This is a genomic window from Fangia hongkongensis FSC776 = DSM 21703, from assembly GCF_000379445.1.
Taxonomy (GTDB): domain Bacteria; phylum Pseudomonadota; class Gammaproteobacteria; order Francisellales; family Francisellaceae; genus Fangia; species Fangia hongkongensis.
In genome coordinates this window covers 39,708-59,797 of sequence record NZ_KB902275.1, presented here as the reverse complement: position 1 = coordinate 59,797, position 20,090 = coordinate 39,708, and the positions used below count along the sequence as shown (strand labels likewise).

The window sequence follows — 20,090 nt, the reverse complement described above, 5'->3', positions numbered from 1 at the left end:
AGGGAAGGTTCTAAAAAGACATGCGTGGGGCGCAATGCATCCTGCATTACCATTTGAGGGGAAGGTAGTGCAGGCTCTGCTAAAATGAAGTTTGATTATGTCCATTCGCAGGGGGCATAGTATCCTATATTCTAAGGCTTAATAACATGCAGTCCTTGCATATACTTTCTAAGTACTTCAGGCACGACAATTGAGCCATCTTCTTGTTGATTATTCTCTAAGATTGCCACAAGCGCACGCCCGACAGCAAGGCCTGAACCATTTAATGTGTGGACATATTCAGGTCTTTTCATTTCATTTGTTTTAAATCTTGCTTGCATGCGTCTGGCTTGAAAATCGCCGCACCAGCTACATGAAGATATTTCGCGATAGGTATTTTGTGATGGAATCCACACTTCTAAATCATAGGTTCTTCTGGCTGAAAATCCCATATCTCCTGTGCAAAGTTCCACAACACGATAAGGTAGCTCAAGTTTTCTTAAAATATTCTCAGCATCTTGACGTAATGACTCAAGTGCATGAAGCCCATTTTCAGGGGCAACAACTTGGACCATCTCAACTTTTTCAAATTGATGCTGTCTAATAAGGCCGCGAGTATCTCGACCATAGGAGCCAGCTTCACTTCTAAAGCATGGTGTATGGGCTGTGAACTTAAGTGGTAAACTTTCACCTTTCACAATCTCATCACGCACAAAATTTGTGATCGGCACCTCAGCAGTTGGAATTAAGCTATAGGGGAAATGACCATCGATATGGAACAGATCTTCAGAGAATTTAGGCAGCTGTCCTGTACCATAGAGTGAGTCCTGATTAACAAGATAAGGAACGTACACCTCCTGATAGCCATGCTCATAGATATGTGTATCAAGCATAAACTGTATAAGCGCACGGTGCATATTGGCAATTTCACGTTTCATAACGACAAAACGGCTGCCGGTTAGTTTGGATGCCAGTTGAAAGTCCATGCCCTTTAGCTTCTCACCAAGATCAACATGATCTTGAATAGTGAAATCAAACGCTCTTGGCTGTCCCCAGCGTGATATTTCAACATTGTCAGCTTCATCTTTCCCAACAGGGATTTCTTCATAAGGCAGATTAGGCATCTCAGAGGTGAAATCTAGAATTTCTTTTTGACAAAGCTTAAGCGCTTCTTCAGAGGATTTTAGTTGATCCCCAAGCGCTGAGACTTCAGCCATGATGTCACTTGCATCTTGTTGCTGTGCTTTTAGTTTGCCAATCTCTTTTGATTTCGCGTTTCGTATTGCTTGAAGTGATTGGGTTTCCTCTTGAAGTGATTTTCGCTTTGCTTCTAAATCTTCAAAGGCCGCAATATCAAGTGTATAGCCACGCTTTAATAGCGCATTATGCACTTCTTCGACATTCATTCTAAGGAGCTTTGGGTCAATCATGTAAGTTCTTTCACCTGTTTTGATTATTTGTTTTCAAATGTAAAAATGCTTTTTCCAGTCATCTCTTTGGGTTTTTCCACTCCAATGACTGATAAGATGGTGGGTGCAATATCAGACAGCTTGCCATTTTCAATGCTTAGGTTTGCTCTTTTATTGCCAAGATAGGTAAATGGCACAGGGTTAGTTGTATGCGCTGTGTGGGCTTTTCCTGTTTGTGGGTTAACCATTAAATCTGCATTCCCATGATCAGCAGTGACAAATAAGTTTCCATCAATCTTTTCAACCGCATCTCTTACTTTTCCAAGGCAATGATCCAAGGCTTCTATTGCTTTGAGCGCTGCCTCATAAAACCCTGTATGTCCAACCATATCAGCATTGGCATAGTTGCAAATGATGACATCATACTTCCCAGATTCAATGGCATGGGTGAGCTTATCAGTTACTTCATAAGCACTCATCTCAGGCTGTAAATCATATGTGGCAACTTTAGGAGAAGGGACTAAAATGCGATCTTCCCCTTCGAATGGTTTTTCTCTGCCACCATTAAAGAAAAAAGTAACATGTGCGTATTTTTCCGTTTCGGCAATGCGAAGTTGTGTGAGATGATTTTTCTCCAAAACCTCACCTAGGATATTACTTAGCTTCTCAGGCATATAAGCAGCAGGGGCGTTGATATCTTTGGCATATTGTGTCAGTGTGACAAAGTTCACTTTTGGTGTTTTGATGCGTTTGAACCCTGTAAAGTCCTGATCTACAAATACATGTGACATTTGGCGGGCACGATCAGCTCTGAAATTCATAAATATCACTGAATCACCATCATTAATACTGACTTTTTTACCTGCTTTTTCAATCACCGTTGGAATGACAAATTCATCATTTTCTCCGCGCGTATAGGCCATCTCAAGTGCTTCTAATGCACTAGAAGCATAATACTCAGCATCACCTGCAACCATCGCATTATATGCCTTTTCAACACGCTCCCAACGATTATCTCTATCCATTGCGTAGTAGCGACCAGAGATGCTGGCAATATAGCCAACGTTAAGCTCATGTAAAAGAGCATCCATTTTCTCAATAGAGGCTTCAGCTGAGCGCGGAGGGGTGTCTCTGCCATCTAAAAAGGCATGGACATAGATTTTTTTTGCACCTCTTGATTGTGCCAGTTTTACCATCGCATGCAGGTGGGACTCGTGTGAGTGAACGCCTCCCGGTGACAAAAGCCCCATAATATGTACAGCGCCATCTTTATCTTTTGCGAGATCAACCGCATCACAAAGCACTTTGTTGTCTTGAAAGATATTCTCTTCAATTGCTTTATCAACACGGGTTAACTCTTGATATACCACTCTTCCTGAGCCAATGTTGATATGACCGACCTCAGAGTTGCCCATTTGCCCTTTTGGTAGACCAACCATTAAGCCAGATGCATTAATTAATGTATGGCTTGAATCATTCCATATTTTATCCCAGTTAGGAGTGTGCGCATTATTGATGGCATTTGAAGTATTTTCTTCTCTGTAGCCGAATCCATCGAGTATTAGAAGTACTGTTGTTTTTTTTCTTGTTGTCATTTTATTCTCCACAGAAAAATAATGCTCATATTGTATGCGCTTCGTTAACAAAACACCATAGAGCAAAGGAGAATTCTTTTACAGAGAAGTTTTTACCATCGCAAACTAGGCTACGCTCTGATTTATCACTATACTGAGTGTAAATTTATAGAGAAAATATACGATCAAAGATGAAAAAGCTGTTTGGAACATCGAAGAAAAAAGATGATGCTGTAGAGGCGGATAATAGTGCCCCTGCCAATGTGCAAAAAACGCCGATGAGTACACAGAAAAAGCTCGTTATTGTGGGCGCTGTTTTACTTGCATGTATTTTGATTTTTGAGCTTTTTATTATTGCTAATCAGCAAGGGCTTCGCAATAACCAAGGTGCATTACAAATGAATATAGAAGGTCAGGCAGGCGCGATTAAAAATGCATTGTCTGATGTGGTGCAGGCTGAAGCCAAAGTTGTGCGTGAAGCAACGGATAAAAAAGTAGCGACGTTACAAAAAATGATCCTTAATAATCACACAGAGACAGTAACGGAGCTTCAAACGCTTAAGATGACGCTCGATCAATTACAGAAAAAACTGGCAAGTGTCGATGCGCTCAATAAAAAATTAAATGCAGATTTAAGCGCAGAGCCAGCAGAGTCAGCGAAAAAAGCATCAACCAATCAAGCACAAAGCACAAGCTCCTTATCAGATATGATCAGCCTTGGTAAACAAACTTCCACTGATTATCGTATTTACTCTATTAATAATTACGGTTTAGTGCTACAGAATAAAAATGGAGATTTTGTCATTGCAACCATCGGAAAAGATTTGCCAAATGTCGGAACAGTGACATCTCTCACAGCAGATAAAGTCATTGCTGGAAAGTATCAAATCATCTCTAATCCTCCAGGATTTCACCTCTCTGCAACGCTTTCATAGTCATTAATTTACATATTTCTCATTTTTAGCGTAGTTTAATACTCCAATTGAGCCCTTATTTGCCATCTTCTATATATACACTCTAATAAAATTACACCATAATAATTTTACGAAATTTTTTATAGGAGTGTTTAGTGGGGGCAAGAAAGTTAAAATTAAGAAATTATGTTTCATATGGAATGGGGGATATTTATGGCGGTGGTGCTTTTACCATTATTGGAACGTTCTTTTTAATATTCTTGACAAATAATGTCGGGCTATCACCTTTTTTAGCAGGAATTTTGTTTGGTGTTGGACGATTTTGGATGTCGCTGACAGACCCGATATTTGGCATGATATCCGATCGAACACGTTCACGATTTGGCAGACGGCGCATCTACTTTTTAGTGGGCATTATTCCGATTCTTGTGACGTTTATTCCTCTTTGGCTTGTGCCAATGAAAGTGGGGGTGAATGGTGTTGAGCAGTGGCATGCCTTTGTCTATTACTTTGGTATGTACATTATTTTTGATCTAGCTTATTCAATGGTGATCATCCCTTATTCTGCACTTGTTGCCGATATGAGTCATGAGTACAAATCAAGAGTAAGGCTATCAGCATTTCGCATGGGCTTTTCGCAGTTTTCATCTATTTTGGCAACGGCTGTTGCGCCAATATTACTCGTCGCTTTTTCCTATAGTAATGAGGCCTATTTAATCATGGCCATTTCTTTCTCTATACTATATGCCGTTATTTGGGTGGTGGTCTTTTTTGGAACCTTTGAAATCCCCGTCCATCAGGAAAAAGTAGTGCAAAAAACATCCGTTGGCAAGGTGTTAGGTGGGATGTTTAAAGATATTGGAACGGCATTTATGAATAAGTCATTTAGAGCACAGCTTGGACTTTTTCTCTTTGCCTTTGCTGCACTTGATATTCTGATGGGGCTTGGTGCTTATTATATTAATAACTATTTAGCACGCCCGGATCTTTTAAGCTACATGAGTGCCATGTGGATTGCACAGGTGTGTGTGCTACCATTTTATACCTATCTTGCCAACAAATATTCAAAGGCTACAGCATATCGTGTTGGCGCGACAATTTGGGCATTATCGATGCTGCTATTATTTACCTTAACGCCACATAACGCATCAGCATTAAATGTTGCCATTCACTTTGCACTTATCGGTGTTGGTTTATCGCCTTGTTATATGATTCCAATGGCAATGATAAGCTTTGTGACTGAGGTCGATTGTTTGATGACAAAAAAACGAAGAACAGGCGTTTATGCTGGCGCCATGTCATCGGCAAGAAAGCTCTCTCAGGGTATTATTGTCTTGCCGGGAATCGGGCTTTTATTGACCGTCATTGGCTATGATGCATCCTTGAGTACACAGTCTACTGCAACCTTGATGGATTTAAAGCTTATTTTTATTCTTTTCCCGATCATATTAATTATCATTGGGTTTTATTTTTCACTTCGTTTTAAAGTGAACCCCAAGAACTTTGAGATTATTAAGGCGGAGATTTCCCGTTTGGAAAATGGCGGTAAAAAAGAGCATGTCTGCCCTGAAACACAAGTGGTTTGTGAGAAGCTGACAGGCAAGAAATATGAAAAGTTATTTCATTAAATACACATAGACTTAGCAGATTTAATATCAACATTGATCTTTACAGGAGACACAATGATTACCATTAATGAACATCAAAAAGGTTTTAAATTACAGTACAACGATCAGGTGCTATTTGAGCATACAAATAGCTCGCCTATGATATTTTTAGGCGTTGGCAAGGATAAAATGGATATGTACCGTGGGAATTTTGACATATCTGATTATCTAGTTGAGCGCTTTGCACTTAGAAAATATGCCATCGAGCAGATCTCAAGCAGCCATGTTGAAATTAATTTTTCTCATGATGAAGCAAATTTAAAGCTGAAACTTCAAGAGAAAGACAATCGATTGTATGTCAGCTTTAGCTGCTCTAATGAAATGATTAATCGCTTTTGGATTCGCATTCATGCAGATCAGAAAGAAAAAGTATATGGTTGTGGGGAGCAATTATCGTATTTTAATTTGCGTGGTAAACACTTTCCACTTTGGACTTCTGAGCCGGGGGTTGGTAGGGATAAATCAAGCTATGTAACTTGGCAAGCAGATGTGAAGGATAAAGCAGGTGGAGATTATTACAATACAAACTATCCACAATCGACCTTTATTTCAACCCAAAAATACTACTGCCACATGCAAAGCACAGCTTATATGGACTTTGATTTTAGAAATGATAATTTTCATGAGCTTCAGTGTTGGGAAGTGCCTGAGGCGTTAATATTTGAACAAGCAGAGAGTTATCAGGCGTTAGTTCAGGGATTAAGTGGCTTTTTCGGGCGACAAAAACCACTGCCAGAGTGGGTGTATAATGGGATTATTTTGGGCATTCAAGATGGCACTGAAATTGTTATAGACAAAGCGAAAAAAGCGCTTGATGCAGGGGTGAAAGTCTCTGGAATATGGGCGCAAGACTGGCAAGGAGAAAGGCGCACGAGCTTTGGCAAACGCCTTAACTGGAATTGGCAGTGGGATAAGGCGTTATATCCAGATTTGGACAAAAAGGTACATGAGCTTAAAGAGGAAGGCATTCGTTTTCTAGGCTATATTAACCCTTATTTGATTCAAGGATATGATTTATACAATGAAGCTTTTGATAAGGGATATTTTGCTACTAAGGATGATGGCAGTGAATATGTCGTTGATTTTGGTGAGTTTTATTGTGGTGTGGTTGATTTTACCAATCCTGAGGCTTTCTCATGGTATAAAGACCGTGTGATTCGAAAAGAGATGATTGATTTTGGTCTGTCAGGCTGGATGGCAGATTTTGGTGAGTATTTGCCAGTTGATTGTAAGCTGTATAATAATAAAAGTGCAAAGATTATGCATAACGACTGGCCACGCCTTTGGGCAAAAGCGAACTTTGAAGCAGTGGAAGAATCCGGTCAATCTGAAGAAGTTATGTATTTTATGCGTGCGGGCTTCAATGGGTTTCAACCTTACAATCGTTTGCTCTGGGCGGGGGATCAATGTGTTGATTTTAGCATGCATGATGGCTTAGCATCAGTTATTCCAGCTGCCTTATCATCTGGTTTATCTGGCATGGGGCTTCATCATAGTGACATTGGTGGCTATACCACGCTTCATGGCTTAAAGCGCAATAAGGAGCTCTTTATGCGTTGGTCAGAAATGGCAGCTTTCACGCCTGTGATGCGTACACATGAAGGCAATCGCCCACAGGATAATTTTCAGTTTGACCAAGATGAAAGTGTACTAAAACACTTGGCAAAAATGGTTGGCACTTATACACATCTAAAGCCGTATATCAAATCACTGGTTGAGGAAAATGCACTAAAAGGCGTGCCGGTACAAAGACCACTATTTATGCACTATGAAGAGGATGAGACTTGCTATGATATTCAGTATCAATACTTGCTTGGCAAAGATATTTTAGTCGCCCCTGTGTATAAAGAGCATCAAGATGAGTGGCAAGTCTATTTGCCTGAAGATAAATGGGTGCATGCGTATTCAAAAGAGGAATTTACCGGCGGTTATGTGACTGTGAAGGCGCCTTTAGGAGAGCCGCCTGTCTTTTATCGTAAAGATGCTCAGCATGCTGAGTTGTTTGCAGAAATGTGCTGACATCATAAAAAGTAATCTATTGTTGGTACAGCTAAATGAATATGGCCTCACTTGGCAATGGAGGCATACACTTTTCTTGCGCCTTGATAAGGCTCTCGTGAGTGCAAAACAGTGTTGTTGTTAATCCATAGCACATCACCTTCTTGCCAGTGAAAGCTCACGGTGTCTTCTTTCATTTTTTCAGTGAGGGTATTCATTACCGTGTCATCGATATAGGCGCCATCTGCAAGCGTGACTGACTTATGCCCTTCGTTTCTGGCATCATTCCAACCATGGTAGGCTGCATAAATTGAATTAAAGAACATTTTTTGGTCCTGATAGTTACGGATGGCAGGCAAAATAGCGGTAGTTGTTTTAACACTGTTATCTTCTAGCCACTGATATTCCATGCCAAGCGATTGCATTTTTCTTTCAGCTTCTTCTTTGCTTGTGCACTGGAATGTCTCTTTCCAAGAGCGGCCAATAGCGGAATCTGCATCTGTTTTCTCTGGCATAACACGAATATAACGTACACCACTTTGTTCAACCTTGTTGGCAAATTCAGCATTGATGTTTTGAAATTGCTCATAAACACGCTTGGAGCGAATAATAGGTGTTGCGCCGCCTTTTTCTGCACTGATACCACAGCAAAAAAAGATATAATTTGGCGGATTTGGCACTTGAGACATCTCATGGTGAAAAGGGATTGCTTCAGAGGCAGGAGATTCATTTGAAGTCAAAATGCGTGATTTGGTTACTTGTGTTCTAGGTGCAGCGCCGCCCATATAATCCATATTTTCAAATTCAGCTGCATCAAGCATTTTTTCAAAATCTTCAGCAGATTGAATCGGGAAATTTCTAAATAAAATGGCATCATTTTGATGCAAAGTGGCTTTAAGTGCCTCTTTATTTTGTTGGACCCAAAGTAGAAACTCAGATTTTTCTTTTTGATTCTCACCATTAATAACATAAGGAAAAACAGAATTTCCGTAATTTTTCTGCTCTTTTATCGGTGTATTTTTAATTTCCATGGCTCCTCCGCGTTTATTTTTGTTGTAAATTTTTAGGGTTGAAATTATCTTAATTTTTTTTTGCACAAAAAAATATATAGCATGTGCAAAAAATTGTATTAAATTTTGCAAAAAAATAGTTTAGCCTCATTCGCCATTAGTTTAATGTAATCAAACAACATAAAGATTTATCAGAAAAAGAGGGTATTATGTCAGTAAAACTATCAAATGAATTTGCCTTGGGTTTTTGGCGTCTAGATGATGCTAATTTAACGCTAAATGCACTTGAGTCGCTGGTGCTAAGTGCACTTGATAATAATGTAACTGTAATGGACCATGCCGATATCTATGGTGAGTATCGCTGTGAGGCTATCTTTGGTCAACTTTTAAAAGCCAAGCCATCACTGCGCGAGAAAATGACAATTGTCAGTAAATGTGGTATTAAATTTGCCTGTGAAGCAACGCCAAATGTTGCAACAAAACACTATGATCTATCGGCAAAAAGCATTAAAACTTCCGTTGAAAACACGTTGAGAAACTTAAATACAGATGTGTTGGATGTGCTTTTAGTGCATAGGCCAAGCCCGATTATGGATGTTGATGAGATTGCTGAGAGCTTTTCAAGGCTTAAGCATGAAGGCAAAGTGAAAGCATTTGGCGTATCTAATTTCACCCCATCACAGTTTGATTTACTCAATAGCAGAATTGAGCTTATGACTAACCAGATTGAATATTCACTTTTGCATGCAAATCCGATGTATGATGGCACTTTGGATCAATTACAGCAGTATCGTGTGCGTCCAATGGCATGGTCACCTTTAGCAGGCGGGGCGCTTTTCTCACCAAGTTCAGAAACACAACAAAAGATGGTGCAAAAGCTTCAATCATTATTAGCAAAATACGAGGCTGACAGCATTGATCAGATCGCATTGGCATGGATTTTAAAGCATCCTGCAAAGGTGATGCCTGTGCTTGGGACACAAAATCAAGCGCGCTTTGAAAACGCATTAAAAGCAAAAGATATCGCTCTTTCACTTGAGGATTGGTTTGCTATTTTAGAGATTGCTAATGGCTGTGAGGTGCCATAGATCATAGTAAAGTTTATATTTTATACTAACACTTTAAGGCAAAAAAAGGTAAGATATCGACTATAGATGATTTGTGCTAAATGGATTTATGCAGTTTACGCCTTTACAAGAAAATATGGTTTCTATTTACGCTGAAGAGAGTGTCGTGCTTTCATTTGATTGTAAGACAGAGTGTTCGACAGCGCTTTATTTATATAATGAAAAGGGTGATATTGTTGAGTATATGCTCTTGGCCCACACAAAGGGTGATCAGTATAGGCATATCCATTGGCGGCTTGATGCACAAAAGCACTACAAGCTTGCTATTCCAAGTGACAGCATACACGAAATAATAATAGAAAATGGCTGGCTTAACAGCATAGATATCTCAACTGCAGGGATTTGTTTTAGTTGTGACAGAGGGCACTGGCTTACATCGCGTTCCTCCTCACATATGCGCCATGATGTTGCGGAAAGACCGCAGTATCACTTTACCCCAAAGCAAGGCTGGATGAATGATCCTAATGGGCTTGTTTATTTTAAAGGGATGTATCATTTGTTTTATCAATACAATCCCTATGAAGCACATTGGGGGAATATGCACTGGGGGCATGCTGCATCTGAAGACTTGATTCATTGGCAGGATTTACCTATTGCTATTTACCCACATGAAAACTTGAATAATCGCTACATTGGCGGGGCGTTCTCTGGTAGCGCTTTTGTGGTTGAAGATACGCTTCATTTGGCCTATACAGAGCATTTTGAAGATAAAGAGAACACCCCTGATATTTTTATTGAAAAGCAAAGAAAGCTAAAAAGTTCAGATGGGGTATATTTTGATTGTCCCGAGATTATGGTGAATTGTAAGCCCGAGGTTTGCTCGCATGATTTTCGTGACCCTAAGATCTGGTTTGATAAAGTACACAATTGTTACTATATGATTATCGGCACAGCAGTGGATCAAGTTCCAAGCGTGGTTGTGTATCGCTCAGAATCATTAGGTGAGTGGGAATATCATAGTGTTTTATTTCAGGAAGAAAATCTGACAGGGCGCTCTTTAGAATGCCCGGATTTATTCTATATCAATGGCGTCTATGTTTTAGTTTTATCGATTTTCGATACCATAGATAATGTGAACTGCAATTATCAGAACTATTACTATATCGGCGATTTTGATGGCAAAGTGTTTGTGCCAAAAACTGAGCCAAAAAGAATGGATTTGGGTGAGGACTTTTATGCGGCACAAAGTTTTGAAGGTGAAAATGAAAAACGTTACATCATAGCATGGATGAATAACTGGACAGATCGCGCGGTGGCAAATAGGCACTTTTTTGCAGGGGCGATGACAATTGCACGTGAAATGACTGTGAAAGATAATGTGCTTTGTATGATGCCAACGCCTAATTACAAAAAGCTAAGATCACATAAAGATGGCATTAACATTCTGCCAGAGGTGTCTTACCCGCCAAGAATCTCTGATCATTTAATGGAGATTCAGTTGCAAAGCGCTCCTGATAGCAGCTGGGAGATGAGCTTGATAAATGAGGCAGGTTCAATGAAGCTAGGCTTAGTATATGAAAAAGGCCAGCTTGTGCTTATTAATCATTTAACAGACAATGCACAAAATATTGATATTCCATTGACCTTAAGTGCTGATCTTGATGCTTTAATATTGCTTGATACCAGTAGTATCGAGGTGTTTATTAATGATGGCAGGGCGTGTATAACAACACGATTTTATCTTGAAGGGTCACTCAGAAAAGAGCTGATATTAACAGCAAAGGCGCAAAACATACCACAAGCTCGCCTTTGGTATTTCCGTTCAATATGGGACTGATATCACCTTGAGTGTAAGATAGCTTTTTAAGCGCCAATAAGTGAGAGATTGACCTACAGCAATATTAAGATGCTAAATCTAGATTAAAAATGGAGTAATAAACAAAGAGGGATATATGGCCACAGTACAGACAAACTATCATCAAGAAGTATTAATTATTTCACAGAAATATAAACTAAAGGCAGTGACCATTTGCTTTTTGGCAGCATTTATTACAGGAGGTTTCGGTGCGGCAATTGGGCTTGTATCGCCGCAGCTTGCAGCCTTTTATGGTGTCCATGTTTCGCATATTGTCTATTTGGATGTGCTTAATATCGTTGGGCTTTTGATTGGCAATATTTTAAGTGCAAGACTTATGGAGCGTTTAGGCTGTCATAAAACATTGTTGCTAGCGATATTTTTAGGGATTATTGCACAATTTACCATCTCTTTTGGGTTTCCTTTGGCGGTGTATGCCGTTTGTGCACTTATCAATGGAGCCTGTTTGGGTCTTTTGGTGCCAACGGTAAGCCAGAGTATTTTTGCAGCTTACAGGGCAAGTAATAAAGGGGAAGCGAGACTCAATATTCTTAATTTCTTTTTTGGTTTGGGCGCTGCTGTTGTGCCCATTGTTGGAGGATATATTGTGCACTACTTTTCATGGAAAGGGGTGTTTGCAGCTTTAGGCAGTTTGTATGTGTTATTATTCATCCTTGCTTTTTTTTGTGTCTATCGCTTTGAACAAGCCGATGCGACAGTCTCTCATACAAAAAAAGCGAGCCCACCTTCAGAGAATCACCAACATAAAATGTTAAACCTAAGTGTTGTATTAATTGCACTGGCTTTGGTGTTTTATGTCTATGTTGAATATATTGTTTCTTATTGGTTTTCCCCTTATTTGCAAGAAGAAAAGTCAGTTGCAGTGATTTATACGGGTGCCATTATTGGCGTTTTTTGGGCGATGATTGCACTTTTTCGTTTAATTGTTGGGATCTTTATTTTAAGCAAGGTAAAACCTGCATATTATTTGATAATTAGCACAGCCATTACTATTATCGGCTTTCTTGTGTTTTTAGCATCAGATAGCATTGTGTTATTTTTTATCGGTGCCATTATTCTTGGTATCGGATGCTCAGCACTTTTCCCCACACTCCTTGGCTATGGCATTACTCAGGCAAATTATAACTCGCCAAAGATTACCGCCTTTTTAATCATGTCTGGGTCGATTGGTGCTGCCATCTGCCTTTTCACTTCAGGCTTTCTGGGGCAGCATATCAACAAACAAGTCCCGATTTACTTGGGACCACTTCTTGGGATAGGGATTATTATTCTTGTGAGTATTGTGATTTGGAAGGAGAAACAAGCTAGTAATGCTTAAAAACTGACAAAAGGTTGTATCAAATTTGATACATTCTGTTACTTGTTTGAAACAGTAACAAGCAGATGTTTGTGATAGATTGCCTTAAGTGAGTCAAGAGTTATTTGGTTTATCTGATCTCGCCCATATTTTAATGAATGTGCTCTTGTTTGATTGTTGACTCTGATATTTGCTGTTTATGTATTATTCATTAACATGAATAAGCAAAAGTTTTTAAAAAAAATGATGGTTGTCAGATCCAGTTTAAGTTATTGAGTGAAGAGGTACATCATGAATAACAGTATATTTAATCATCTTAAGGTTGTGGAAATAGCAACTGTTTTGGCTGGCCCCAGCGTCGGCATGTTTTTTGCTGAATTAGGTGCTGAAGTTATTAAAATAGAGAGTCCCCATAAGCCGGATTCAGCAAGATCATGGCATCTACCTGATGAGTCCAAAGACAATACGTTTCCAGCCTATTTCTGTGCGACAAACTATAATAAGCAATACATACAGCTTGATTTTAAGAATCAACAAGATTTACTTAAGCTATATCAGTTGGTTGCTGATGCTGATGTTATTATATCTAACTTTCGCGCTTCATCAGCCAAAAAGTTAAAAATTGACTATGATGCGCTATCAGCAATAAATCCACGCTTAATCTATGCTCAGATATCAGGCTATGGTCAAGACAGTGAGCGTGTGGCATTTGATATTGTATTGCAAGCTGAGACGGGCTTTATGTCTATGACAGGATGGCCAGATAGCCCACCAGCAAAGTTACCAGTAGCATTAATTGATATTTTAGCTGGTCACCAGTTAAAAGAAGGTGTACTGACAGCACTATATCAACGAGAAAGAACAAACAAAGGCGCATTGGTCCATGTCTCGCTTTATGATGCAGCCATCGCTTCGTTAGAAAATCAGGCAACTAATTGGCTGATGGCAGGTTATCTTCCGAAAAGAGAAGGGTCTTTGCATCCGAACATTGCGCCATATGGGGAAGTTTATCATTTAAAAGATGGGGTGGATATATTACTTTCTATTGGCAATGATTTTCAGTTTGGAAAGTTCTGTGAGGCAATGAAAATGAAAGAGTTGATAATGGATCCGCGTTTTAAGACCAATCAAGCACGGCTCAAGAACAGACCTGAGCTTAATAAAATTATTGCTGAAAGTATATTGATGTATTCCTCTGAAGAACTCTTGAATATATGTGAGAGTAAAAAAATTCCAGTTGGCAAAATAAATAATATGAAAGAAGTCTTTGAACAGGAAAAAGCTCAGGCATTAATCCTAGAGGAAAAAATGGCAGGTACGACTACACGTAGAGTAAAAACAGTCGTATTTTCAATAAATTGATTATGATAAGGCGATTAACAATGAAAGATAGACAATCCTTTGTACAAGAAGAAGGTTTTGATGCTCATGACCCACTTCTTTTTGATGCGCAGCTAACAGATGAAGAAACTGAAGTTCGTAAAGTAGTCAGAGAATTTGCACAAGCGCATCTATATCCAACTGTAACCAAGGCATATAGAGATCAGGCGTTATTTCTTGAGAAATATAAAGAAATGGGGAAACTGGGCATTCTTGGAGGAGATTGTTGTGAGCTCTATGGAGGAAGGAGAATCAATTCGGTAAGCTATGGGCTGATTGCTTATGAGTTGGAAAGAGTTGATAGTGGTTATAGAACATTATATAGCGTGGCTAGCTCATTGGTGATGCATGCTATTTATGCCTATGGTTCTGAGCAGCAAAAAGAAATGTGGCTGTCAAAGTTGCTGAAAGCAGAAGCCGTGGGTGGGTTTGCATTAACTGAGCCTGAACACGGCTCAGATACAGGCGCTATGGAAAGTTCTGTGAAAAAACATGAAGCGGGTTATATTCTTAATGGTAAGAAACGTTGGATTGGCTTAGGCAATTATGCTGATATCTTAATTGTTTGGGCAAAGGATGAAGAAGGTGTGGTGCGAGGTTTTATTGTTCCACGGAGCCAAAGAGGTGTTAGCACGAAGGATATTAATGGCAAGTTATCACTTCGAACGGTCCCTCAAGCAGATATTACATTTGATAATGTCTATTTAGAGCGCAGTTATATGTTACCTAAGGCAAAAGGGTTCTCAGCGCCGTTTAGCTGTCTCAATCAGGCGCGATATGGTATTTCATGGGGTGTATTAGGTGCAGCCCAATCATGTCTTGATAAAGCTTTGAAGTATAGTCAATCACGTCACATTTTTGGTCAGTCATTGGCAGCAAAACAAATCACACAGCAGAAGCTGGTAAATATGCAGGTTGAAATCGCATTAGGATTGCAAGCTTGTTATCGGGTTGCCCAACTAATGGAAATGGGTAGATCACACCATAACATGATTTCTCTTTTAAAGCTTAACTCAACTCAAAAGGCCTTGAAAATAGCACAAGATGCCAGAGACTTGCTTGGAGGGAATGGTATTTTAGATGATTACGATGTGATGAGGCACTTAACAAACTTGTATGCAGTTGATACCTATGAAGGAACCAGTACGATTCATACCTTAATTTTAGGTAAGGCACTTACAGGCGTGCCAGCATTTTAAGATCCTTTGACAATGGTTCAGAGGATATTTTGACAAGAAATAAAAAAAGCCCTTTTAATAAGGGCCCTAATTGTATTTTTTATAAAATCTATCTCAGGTAAACTCTAAAACGGAATATCATCATCATTAAAGTCATTTAACTGATTTAAATCAGGCTGATTTGGCTGTGTGTTATTTTGCGTTGCTGGCTTAGATGAAGGCTGCGCAAATTGATTGTTATTTTGTTGCATGCTTTGATTTGGCTGTGAAAAATCACTACTACCTTGCTCGCCGCGACCACCAATAAGCTGAAACTCCGTAGCAACAATTTCAGTACTATAGCGATCTTGACCAGATTGATCTTGCCATTTGTTTGTACGAATACGTCCTTCAACATATAAAAGCGAGCCTTTTTGTGTATATTGTTGAATGACCTCAGCTTGCTTACCAAATATTACCACACGGTGCCACTCAGTATTTTCAATAAACTGACCTGTCTGGCGATCTTTATAACCATCATTTGTCGCCAAACGTAAATTTGCAACAGACATGCCGCTTGGCATATAGCGAACCTCTGGATCTGCGCCTAAACGACCAAGTAGAATAACTTTATTTATAGTACCTTTTGCCATGATACACCTTTGAAATTTAATATTGTGTTGCACTTATTGTACACATATCAAAAGATGCGATAAACCATTTTCAAGATTTAAAACTATAAATGCATGATCATTGAGATATTTAGCCTTGCAAGTTATCAATATACTCGGCTGTTTGTGACATTTTTTCATCATCAACGCTACTTCTTAATGCAAAAGCCAAGATTAAACCACTTAAAATTAAAGTCAGTAGCATTGCCATTCCAAAGGATAGGCCGCCTGAGCCACCAAGCATTGTAGGGCTATATTTTGAAATAAGCCAAAGCCCTAGAAAGTATGGGATAGTCCACCACATATGCGCCCAGCCAAAAATCTCCGTTTGAACGCGCTTGATAAAATACTGCCAAAATAGAAAGAGGATAAATAGGATCAAGATCAGGCTAAACATAAAGTTAATTGCTGCATAGCCACTCCAGATGATAATGGCATTTGAGATAAAAAATGCAACAGGCGCAATGACATAAGCACCTTTTAATGTGAATGGTCGTTTTTTATTAGGTAAGCTCTTTCTAAGTTGTAATAAAATAACAGGACCAATTCCATAAGACAGGACAGTGATCGATGAAACATAGCTGACCATCTTTTGCCAAGAAGGAAATGGAAAGAAGAAAATGCAACCAAAGATAAAGGTGACAACAAGGGCTTTCCATGGCGAGCCAAAGCGATTTAAGTGCATCATAGACTTAGGAGCACTGCCAGTTTCGCCTGCGGCCATAATCACTCTTGAAGAGGTGGTGGTATAAATATAGCCTGTGCCAAGTGGTGAAATAAGCGCATCAGCATACAGTACCACAGACCACCAAACTGCACCTGCAATAATTGAAATAGCGGCAAGTGGGCCGGCAACGCCACTGAAAGACAGGTTACTCCAATTGGCTGTTTGACCATTTGGAACAGACAAGATAAAAGCAAGTTGCAGACCAATATAAATGACAAGACAAATTGCAATAGAGGAGATAAGCGCAATCGGGATTTGCTTGGCAGGGTTTGAGGTTTCCCCAGCAATATCAATGGCGTTTCTAAAGCCAAAATAGCTAAAGGCAATGCCTGCGGTTGCCACTGTTGGAAGAGCATCCACTAGGTGAAAGCCATGCGCAGAAGCGGCTAAATTTTCCGGATGAAATGAGTAGCTTAAAAGTACAAATACGGTTGCTATTGGGATAATGATTTTCCATATCGTGATCGTGCTGTTAATGGCAATTACCCAGCGAACGGCAAAGAAATTTACAACAACTAAAATCGCCAGCATCACGATGGAGACAAAAAATCCATTCATGGTTAGAAGTCCAGAACCAGCATGAACCAAATCAGGGATATAGTTGCTGGCATAAGTTAATACAGCCATGACCTCAATCGGTGCAATACACACATAAGCCAAAAATAAAATCCAGCTCCATATTTTCCCTAACAACTCCCCGTGCGTTAAGTAGGAAAGGTGTATTAATGCCCCACTTTTTGGAAACATTGTGCTGAGCTCTGCATAGCAAAATGCAATGGTTAGCATGGCAGCTGCACCGATGAACCACGCTAAGATACTGTAGATTCCAGATGATTCTACTGCGTGTAATGGACCAAATAACCAGCCTGATCCAATGATGCCACCAATAGAAGCATAGATGGCGCCAAAAAGACCAACGTTTTTATTTAATTTCATGATTCCCCCTCATGTTCCCCCAGAGTAAAAAAGGTCAATTAACAACCTTCTTGTAATTAACTTACAGCATGTGAGAGCAAAATGCAAGTAGCTAAAATACACGCTCATCTTATTATTATTCGTGAGCCAAATAGTTTGCAGATTGCTGGAAATCACTTTAGTATAAGCAGCGAAATAAAAGGTGTACATGGATCAAAGTGTTGATCTTGTGATGTATGAAAAGGGAAATTGGTGAAAATCCAATGCTGTGCCCGCAACGGTAAGTCGCTATATGTGAAGATAGTTAGCAGTCACCACTGGGAAACTGGGAAGGTGCTAGGTAACGACAAGTCCGGAAACCTGCCTTTTAGATTTTATAGATGTTTACGGGGATATAAACGAGAGAGAAATAATGCGTTATTTGAAAAGATATCAAAGCGTTACGATGGCGCTAATTTTTTGTTCTGTAGGAAATGCGGTTGCTGAAAATGCTGACAACAGCTATCAAGATAGTGTGGATTATATACTGCCAACGATTAAAATTGATTTAAATACAAAGTCGGCAAGCTCTAAACAAAAGGGCCTAACTACTAGTCAGTTGACCTCACCGGTTCAAATTCAGCTTTTTCCACAAAATAATAATCAAAGTATTGAGAATACCCTTTCACAAAATGCTTGGGTGGATATGATAGAGCCAAGTAGTCCCAATCCTAAGCTTACGATTAAAGGGCAAAGAGCAAGTGTACTTTTTAATGGTATTCCACTTAATCAGTTTAATTCGCAATCACAATTTATCTCTCTTATTCCACCGCAAAGCATTGCCAAGATTGAGATAAACCCCACTTCCCAAAGTGTATTATATGGCTCGATGGGGCTTGGTGGGAGTATTAATATCGAGCAAAAATTTATCGATCATAATCTATATCAAATAGGGACAAGCGCAAGTTACCCTTTTGGTGGTGGGATTAATAGCTTTGTAAATCAGGTGCTTGATAGTGACAAAAGCTGGGCAGTCCAGTTGGCAACAAATACCAACACAACCGATGGTTATCGAGATTATTCGCGTAATTTTAATAATGCGATCAATATTGCCTTGATGCATCAAAGTCAAACACAAAAGCTCAATATTAACTTTAGTGATAGCTATCAATATCTACAGTTCCCAGGTTCATTAACCGAGCAGGAAGTTAATGACAATCCTTGGCAAGCCTCTGGTACTAGCGAAAAGTCGATTAACCATACAGTCAATGGACAAATTGATTTTTCACAACTGCTCGATAAAAATTGGCACTTTAATCTTAAGACACAGTATTTTCAGCAGTGGAGTAATTTGATTTTTAAAAATCCATTATATGGCTCATCTACTCAAGGATCGTCCCTTTTTTATTTACGCCCTGATGTGGTTTATAAAGATGATCGCTTTAAAAACACACTAGGCATGGAAAGTGTCTATCAAACCTTTACTCAAAGCTATACTACATCGGCATCCAGTCAAACAAACCTTGCTCTTTTTAACCAATTGGATATCTTTCTCACATCGAAATGGCAAAGTGGTTTAGGCGGGCGCTTTGAGCACAGCTATACAAGAGGGACATTTACCAATAAATCTCCACAAGTGACGGCACATCAAACGGTTAATATCGGTGCTGGAAATGTGTATGTGCAGTACAACTGGAATGCAAAAGCAAACTCAAGATTTTCTGTGTCACGTGCCTATCAGCTGCCATTTATTGACCAGTCGAACTATACCTCACCAAATATATCTTCCGAGTTTGGCTTAAACCCGCAAACAGCATGGATTTATCAGTTGGATAACAGTTATAAAGATAAGAGAATTTCTGTCAAAAACAGCCTTTATTGGATGGAAATTCGCAATCAAATAGCTTATGCAGGTAATGATAGCTCGCTCTTTGGTTATAATACTAATTTGCCACCAACTCGTACGATTGGAAGCTTATCAAGTGTTGACTATCAGCTTTTTCAACGTTTGTCATTAGGTGGAAGTTTCGCATTAAATATAAATACTTTTACATCTGGTGAGCTGTATCCAAGCACCTCAAGTAGCACTAGAGAGCAACAGTCGGTCGCAGGCAACCAAGTGCCAGGTCAGCCACCATTTAGCGCTGAAATTCATACAAATATTGAGCTTTTAAGCAACGTGAATCTGTGGCTGCAAGAGCGCTATGTCAGTAGTATGTATGCAGATGGCGATTTCACCAATACATTGGCAAAGCAGCCGGGCTATTTTATCACAAACCTGATGCTTAATTATCATGTACAAAACTGGTATTTTAGTCTGTCAATTCAAAATCTATTTAATAAGTTCTACTATAGTTATGTCAGTACGGCAGGTTATGGACAGCTTTCTTATTACCCTGCAGATGGTATTTCAGGGGTGTTCAATGTACAATATCGCTTTGACTAATTTGAACTTTTATCTGGTGTGAGC

Annotated in this window: 14 protein-coding genes and 1 riboswitch; of the genes, 9 read left to right on the top strand and 5 right to left on the bottom strand. The window is 39.4% G+C overall.

What is annotated here, in order from left to right; all coding sequences use genetic code 11:
- Positions 1-131: 131 nt before the first annotated feature.
- A complete protein-coding gene (gene serS / locus A37Q_RS0113940; protein ID WP_018300907.1) occupies positions 132-1,409 on the bottom strand; it encodes a serine--tRNA ligase in 1,278 nt (425 codons plus the stop codon).
- 23 nt (positions 1,410-1,432) lie between these two features.
- Positions 1,433-2,983, bottom strand: coding sequence for a 2,3-bisphosphoglycerate-independent phosphoglycerate mutase (gene gpmI / locus A37Q_RS0113935; protein ID WP_018300906.1), 1,551 nt, complete (start codon positions 2,981-2,983; stop codon positions 1,433-1,435).
- Positions 2,984-3,153: 170 nt separating this feature from the next.
- Between gpmI and A37Q_RS0113930 the strand changes: the two genes are divergently transcribed.
- The 3 genes from A37Q_RS0113930 (at position 3,154) to A37Q_RS0113920 (ending at position 7,562) form a co-directional block, all read left to right on the top strand.
- Positions 3,154-3,897, top strand: a complete 744-nt coding sequence (locus tag A37Q_RS0113930; protein ID WP_018300905.1) for a hypothetical protein — start codon at positions 3,154-3,156, stop codon at positions 3,895-3,897.
- 134 nt (positions 3,898-4,031) lie between these two features.
- Positions 4,032-5,504: an MFS transporter gene (locus A37Q_RS0113925; protein ID WP_018300904.1), complete on the top strand. Its 1,473-nt coding sequence runs from the start codon at positions 4,032-4,034 to the stop codon at positions 5,502-5,504.
- 54 nt (positions 5,505-5,558) lie between these two features.
- Positions 5,559-7,562, top strand: a complete 2,004-nt coding sequence (locus A37Q_RS0113920; protein ID WP_018300903.1) for an alpha-glucosidase — start codon at positions 5,559-5,561, stop codon at positions 7,560-7,562.
- A gap of 47 nt (positions 7,563-7,609) precedes the next feature.
- Here A37Q_RS0113920 and A37Q_RS0113915 read toward each other — a convergent pair whose 3' ends face one another.
- Positions 7,610-8,572 carry a TauD/TfdA family dioxygenase gene (locus tag A37Q_RS0113915; RefSeq protein ID WP_026196734.1) on the bottom strand — a complete coding sequence of 321 codons (963 nt, stop codon included), beginning with the start codon at positions 8,570-8,572 and terminating at the stop codon, positions 7,610-7,612.
- A 188-nt stretch (positions 8,573-8,760) separates the two neighbouring features.
- On the opposite strand from A37Q_RS0113915, the gene A37Q_RS0113910 reads away from it, so the two are divergent.
- From A37Q_RS0113910 to A37Q_RS0113890, 5 genes are all read left to right on the top strand, one after another.
- Entirely contained in the window at positions 8,761-9,639 is an 879-nt protein-coding gene (locus A37Q_RS0113910) for an aldo/keto reductase (protein ID WP_018300901.1), read from the top strand.
- Positions 9,640-9,727: 88 nt separating this feature from the next.
- A complete protein-coding gene (locus A37Q_RS0113905; RefSeq protein WP_018300900.1) occupies positions 9,728-11,455 on the top strand; it encodes a glycoside hydrolase family 32 protein in 1,728 nt (575 codons plus the stop codon).
- Positions 11,456-11,570: 115 nt separating this feature from the next.
- Positions 11,571-12,812, top strand: a complete 1,242-nt coding sequence (locus A37Q_RS0113900; protein ID WP_018300899.1) for an MFS transporter — start codon at positions 11,571-11,573, stop codon at positions 12,810-12,812.
- Between the two features lie 270 nt (positions 12,813-13,082).
- A complete protein-coding gene (locus A37Q_RS0113895; RefSeq protein ID WP_018300898.1) occupies positions 13,083-14,153 on the top strand; it encodes a CaiB/BaiF CoA transferase family protein in 1,071 nt (356 codons plus the stop codon).
- Positions 14,154-14,173: 20 nt separating this feature from the next.
- The gene (locus tag A37Q_RS0113890) at positions 14,174-15,370 is read left to right on the top strand and encodes an acyl-CoA dehydrogenase family protein (protein ID WP_018300897.1); all 1,197 of its coding nucleotides are present in this window, start codon (positions 14,174-14,176) and stop codon (positions 15,368-15,370) included.
- 104 nt (positions 15,371-15,474) lie between these two features.
- On the opposite strand, the gene ssb is transcribed toward A37Q_RS0113890, so the two are convergent.
- Complete coding sequence (ssb, locus tag A37Q_RS0113885; RefSeq protein ID WP_018300896.1) at positions 15,475-15,981, bottom strand: single-stranded DNA-binding protein; 507 nt, start codon at positions 15,979-15,981, stop codon at positions 15,475-15,477.
- Between the two features lie 109 nt (positions 15,982-16,090).
- Entirely contained in the window at positions 16,091-17,662 is a 1,572-nt protein-coding gene (locus A37Q_RS0113880; protein WP_018300895.1) for an APC family permease, read from the bottom strand.
- Positions 17,663-17,824: 162 nt separating this feature from the next.
- A riboswitch (cobalamin riboswitch) is annotated at positions 17,825-18,023 on the top strand.
- 30 nt (positions 18,024-18,053) lie between these two features.
- Between A37Q_RS0113880 and A37Q_RS0113875 the strand changes: the two genes are divergently transcribed.
- Positions 18,054-20,066 (top strand): TonB-dependent receptor, encoded by a 2,013-nt coding sequence (locus A37Q_RS0113875; protein WP_083907084.1) that lies wholly within the window; start codon positions 18,054-18,056, stop codon positions 20,064-20,066.
- The last annotated feature ends 24 nt before the right edge of the window (positions 20,067-20,090 follow it).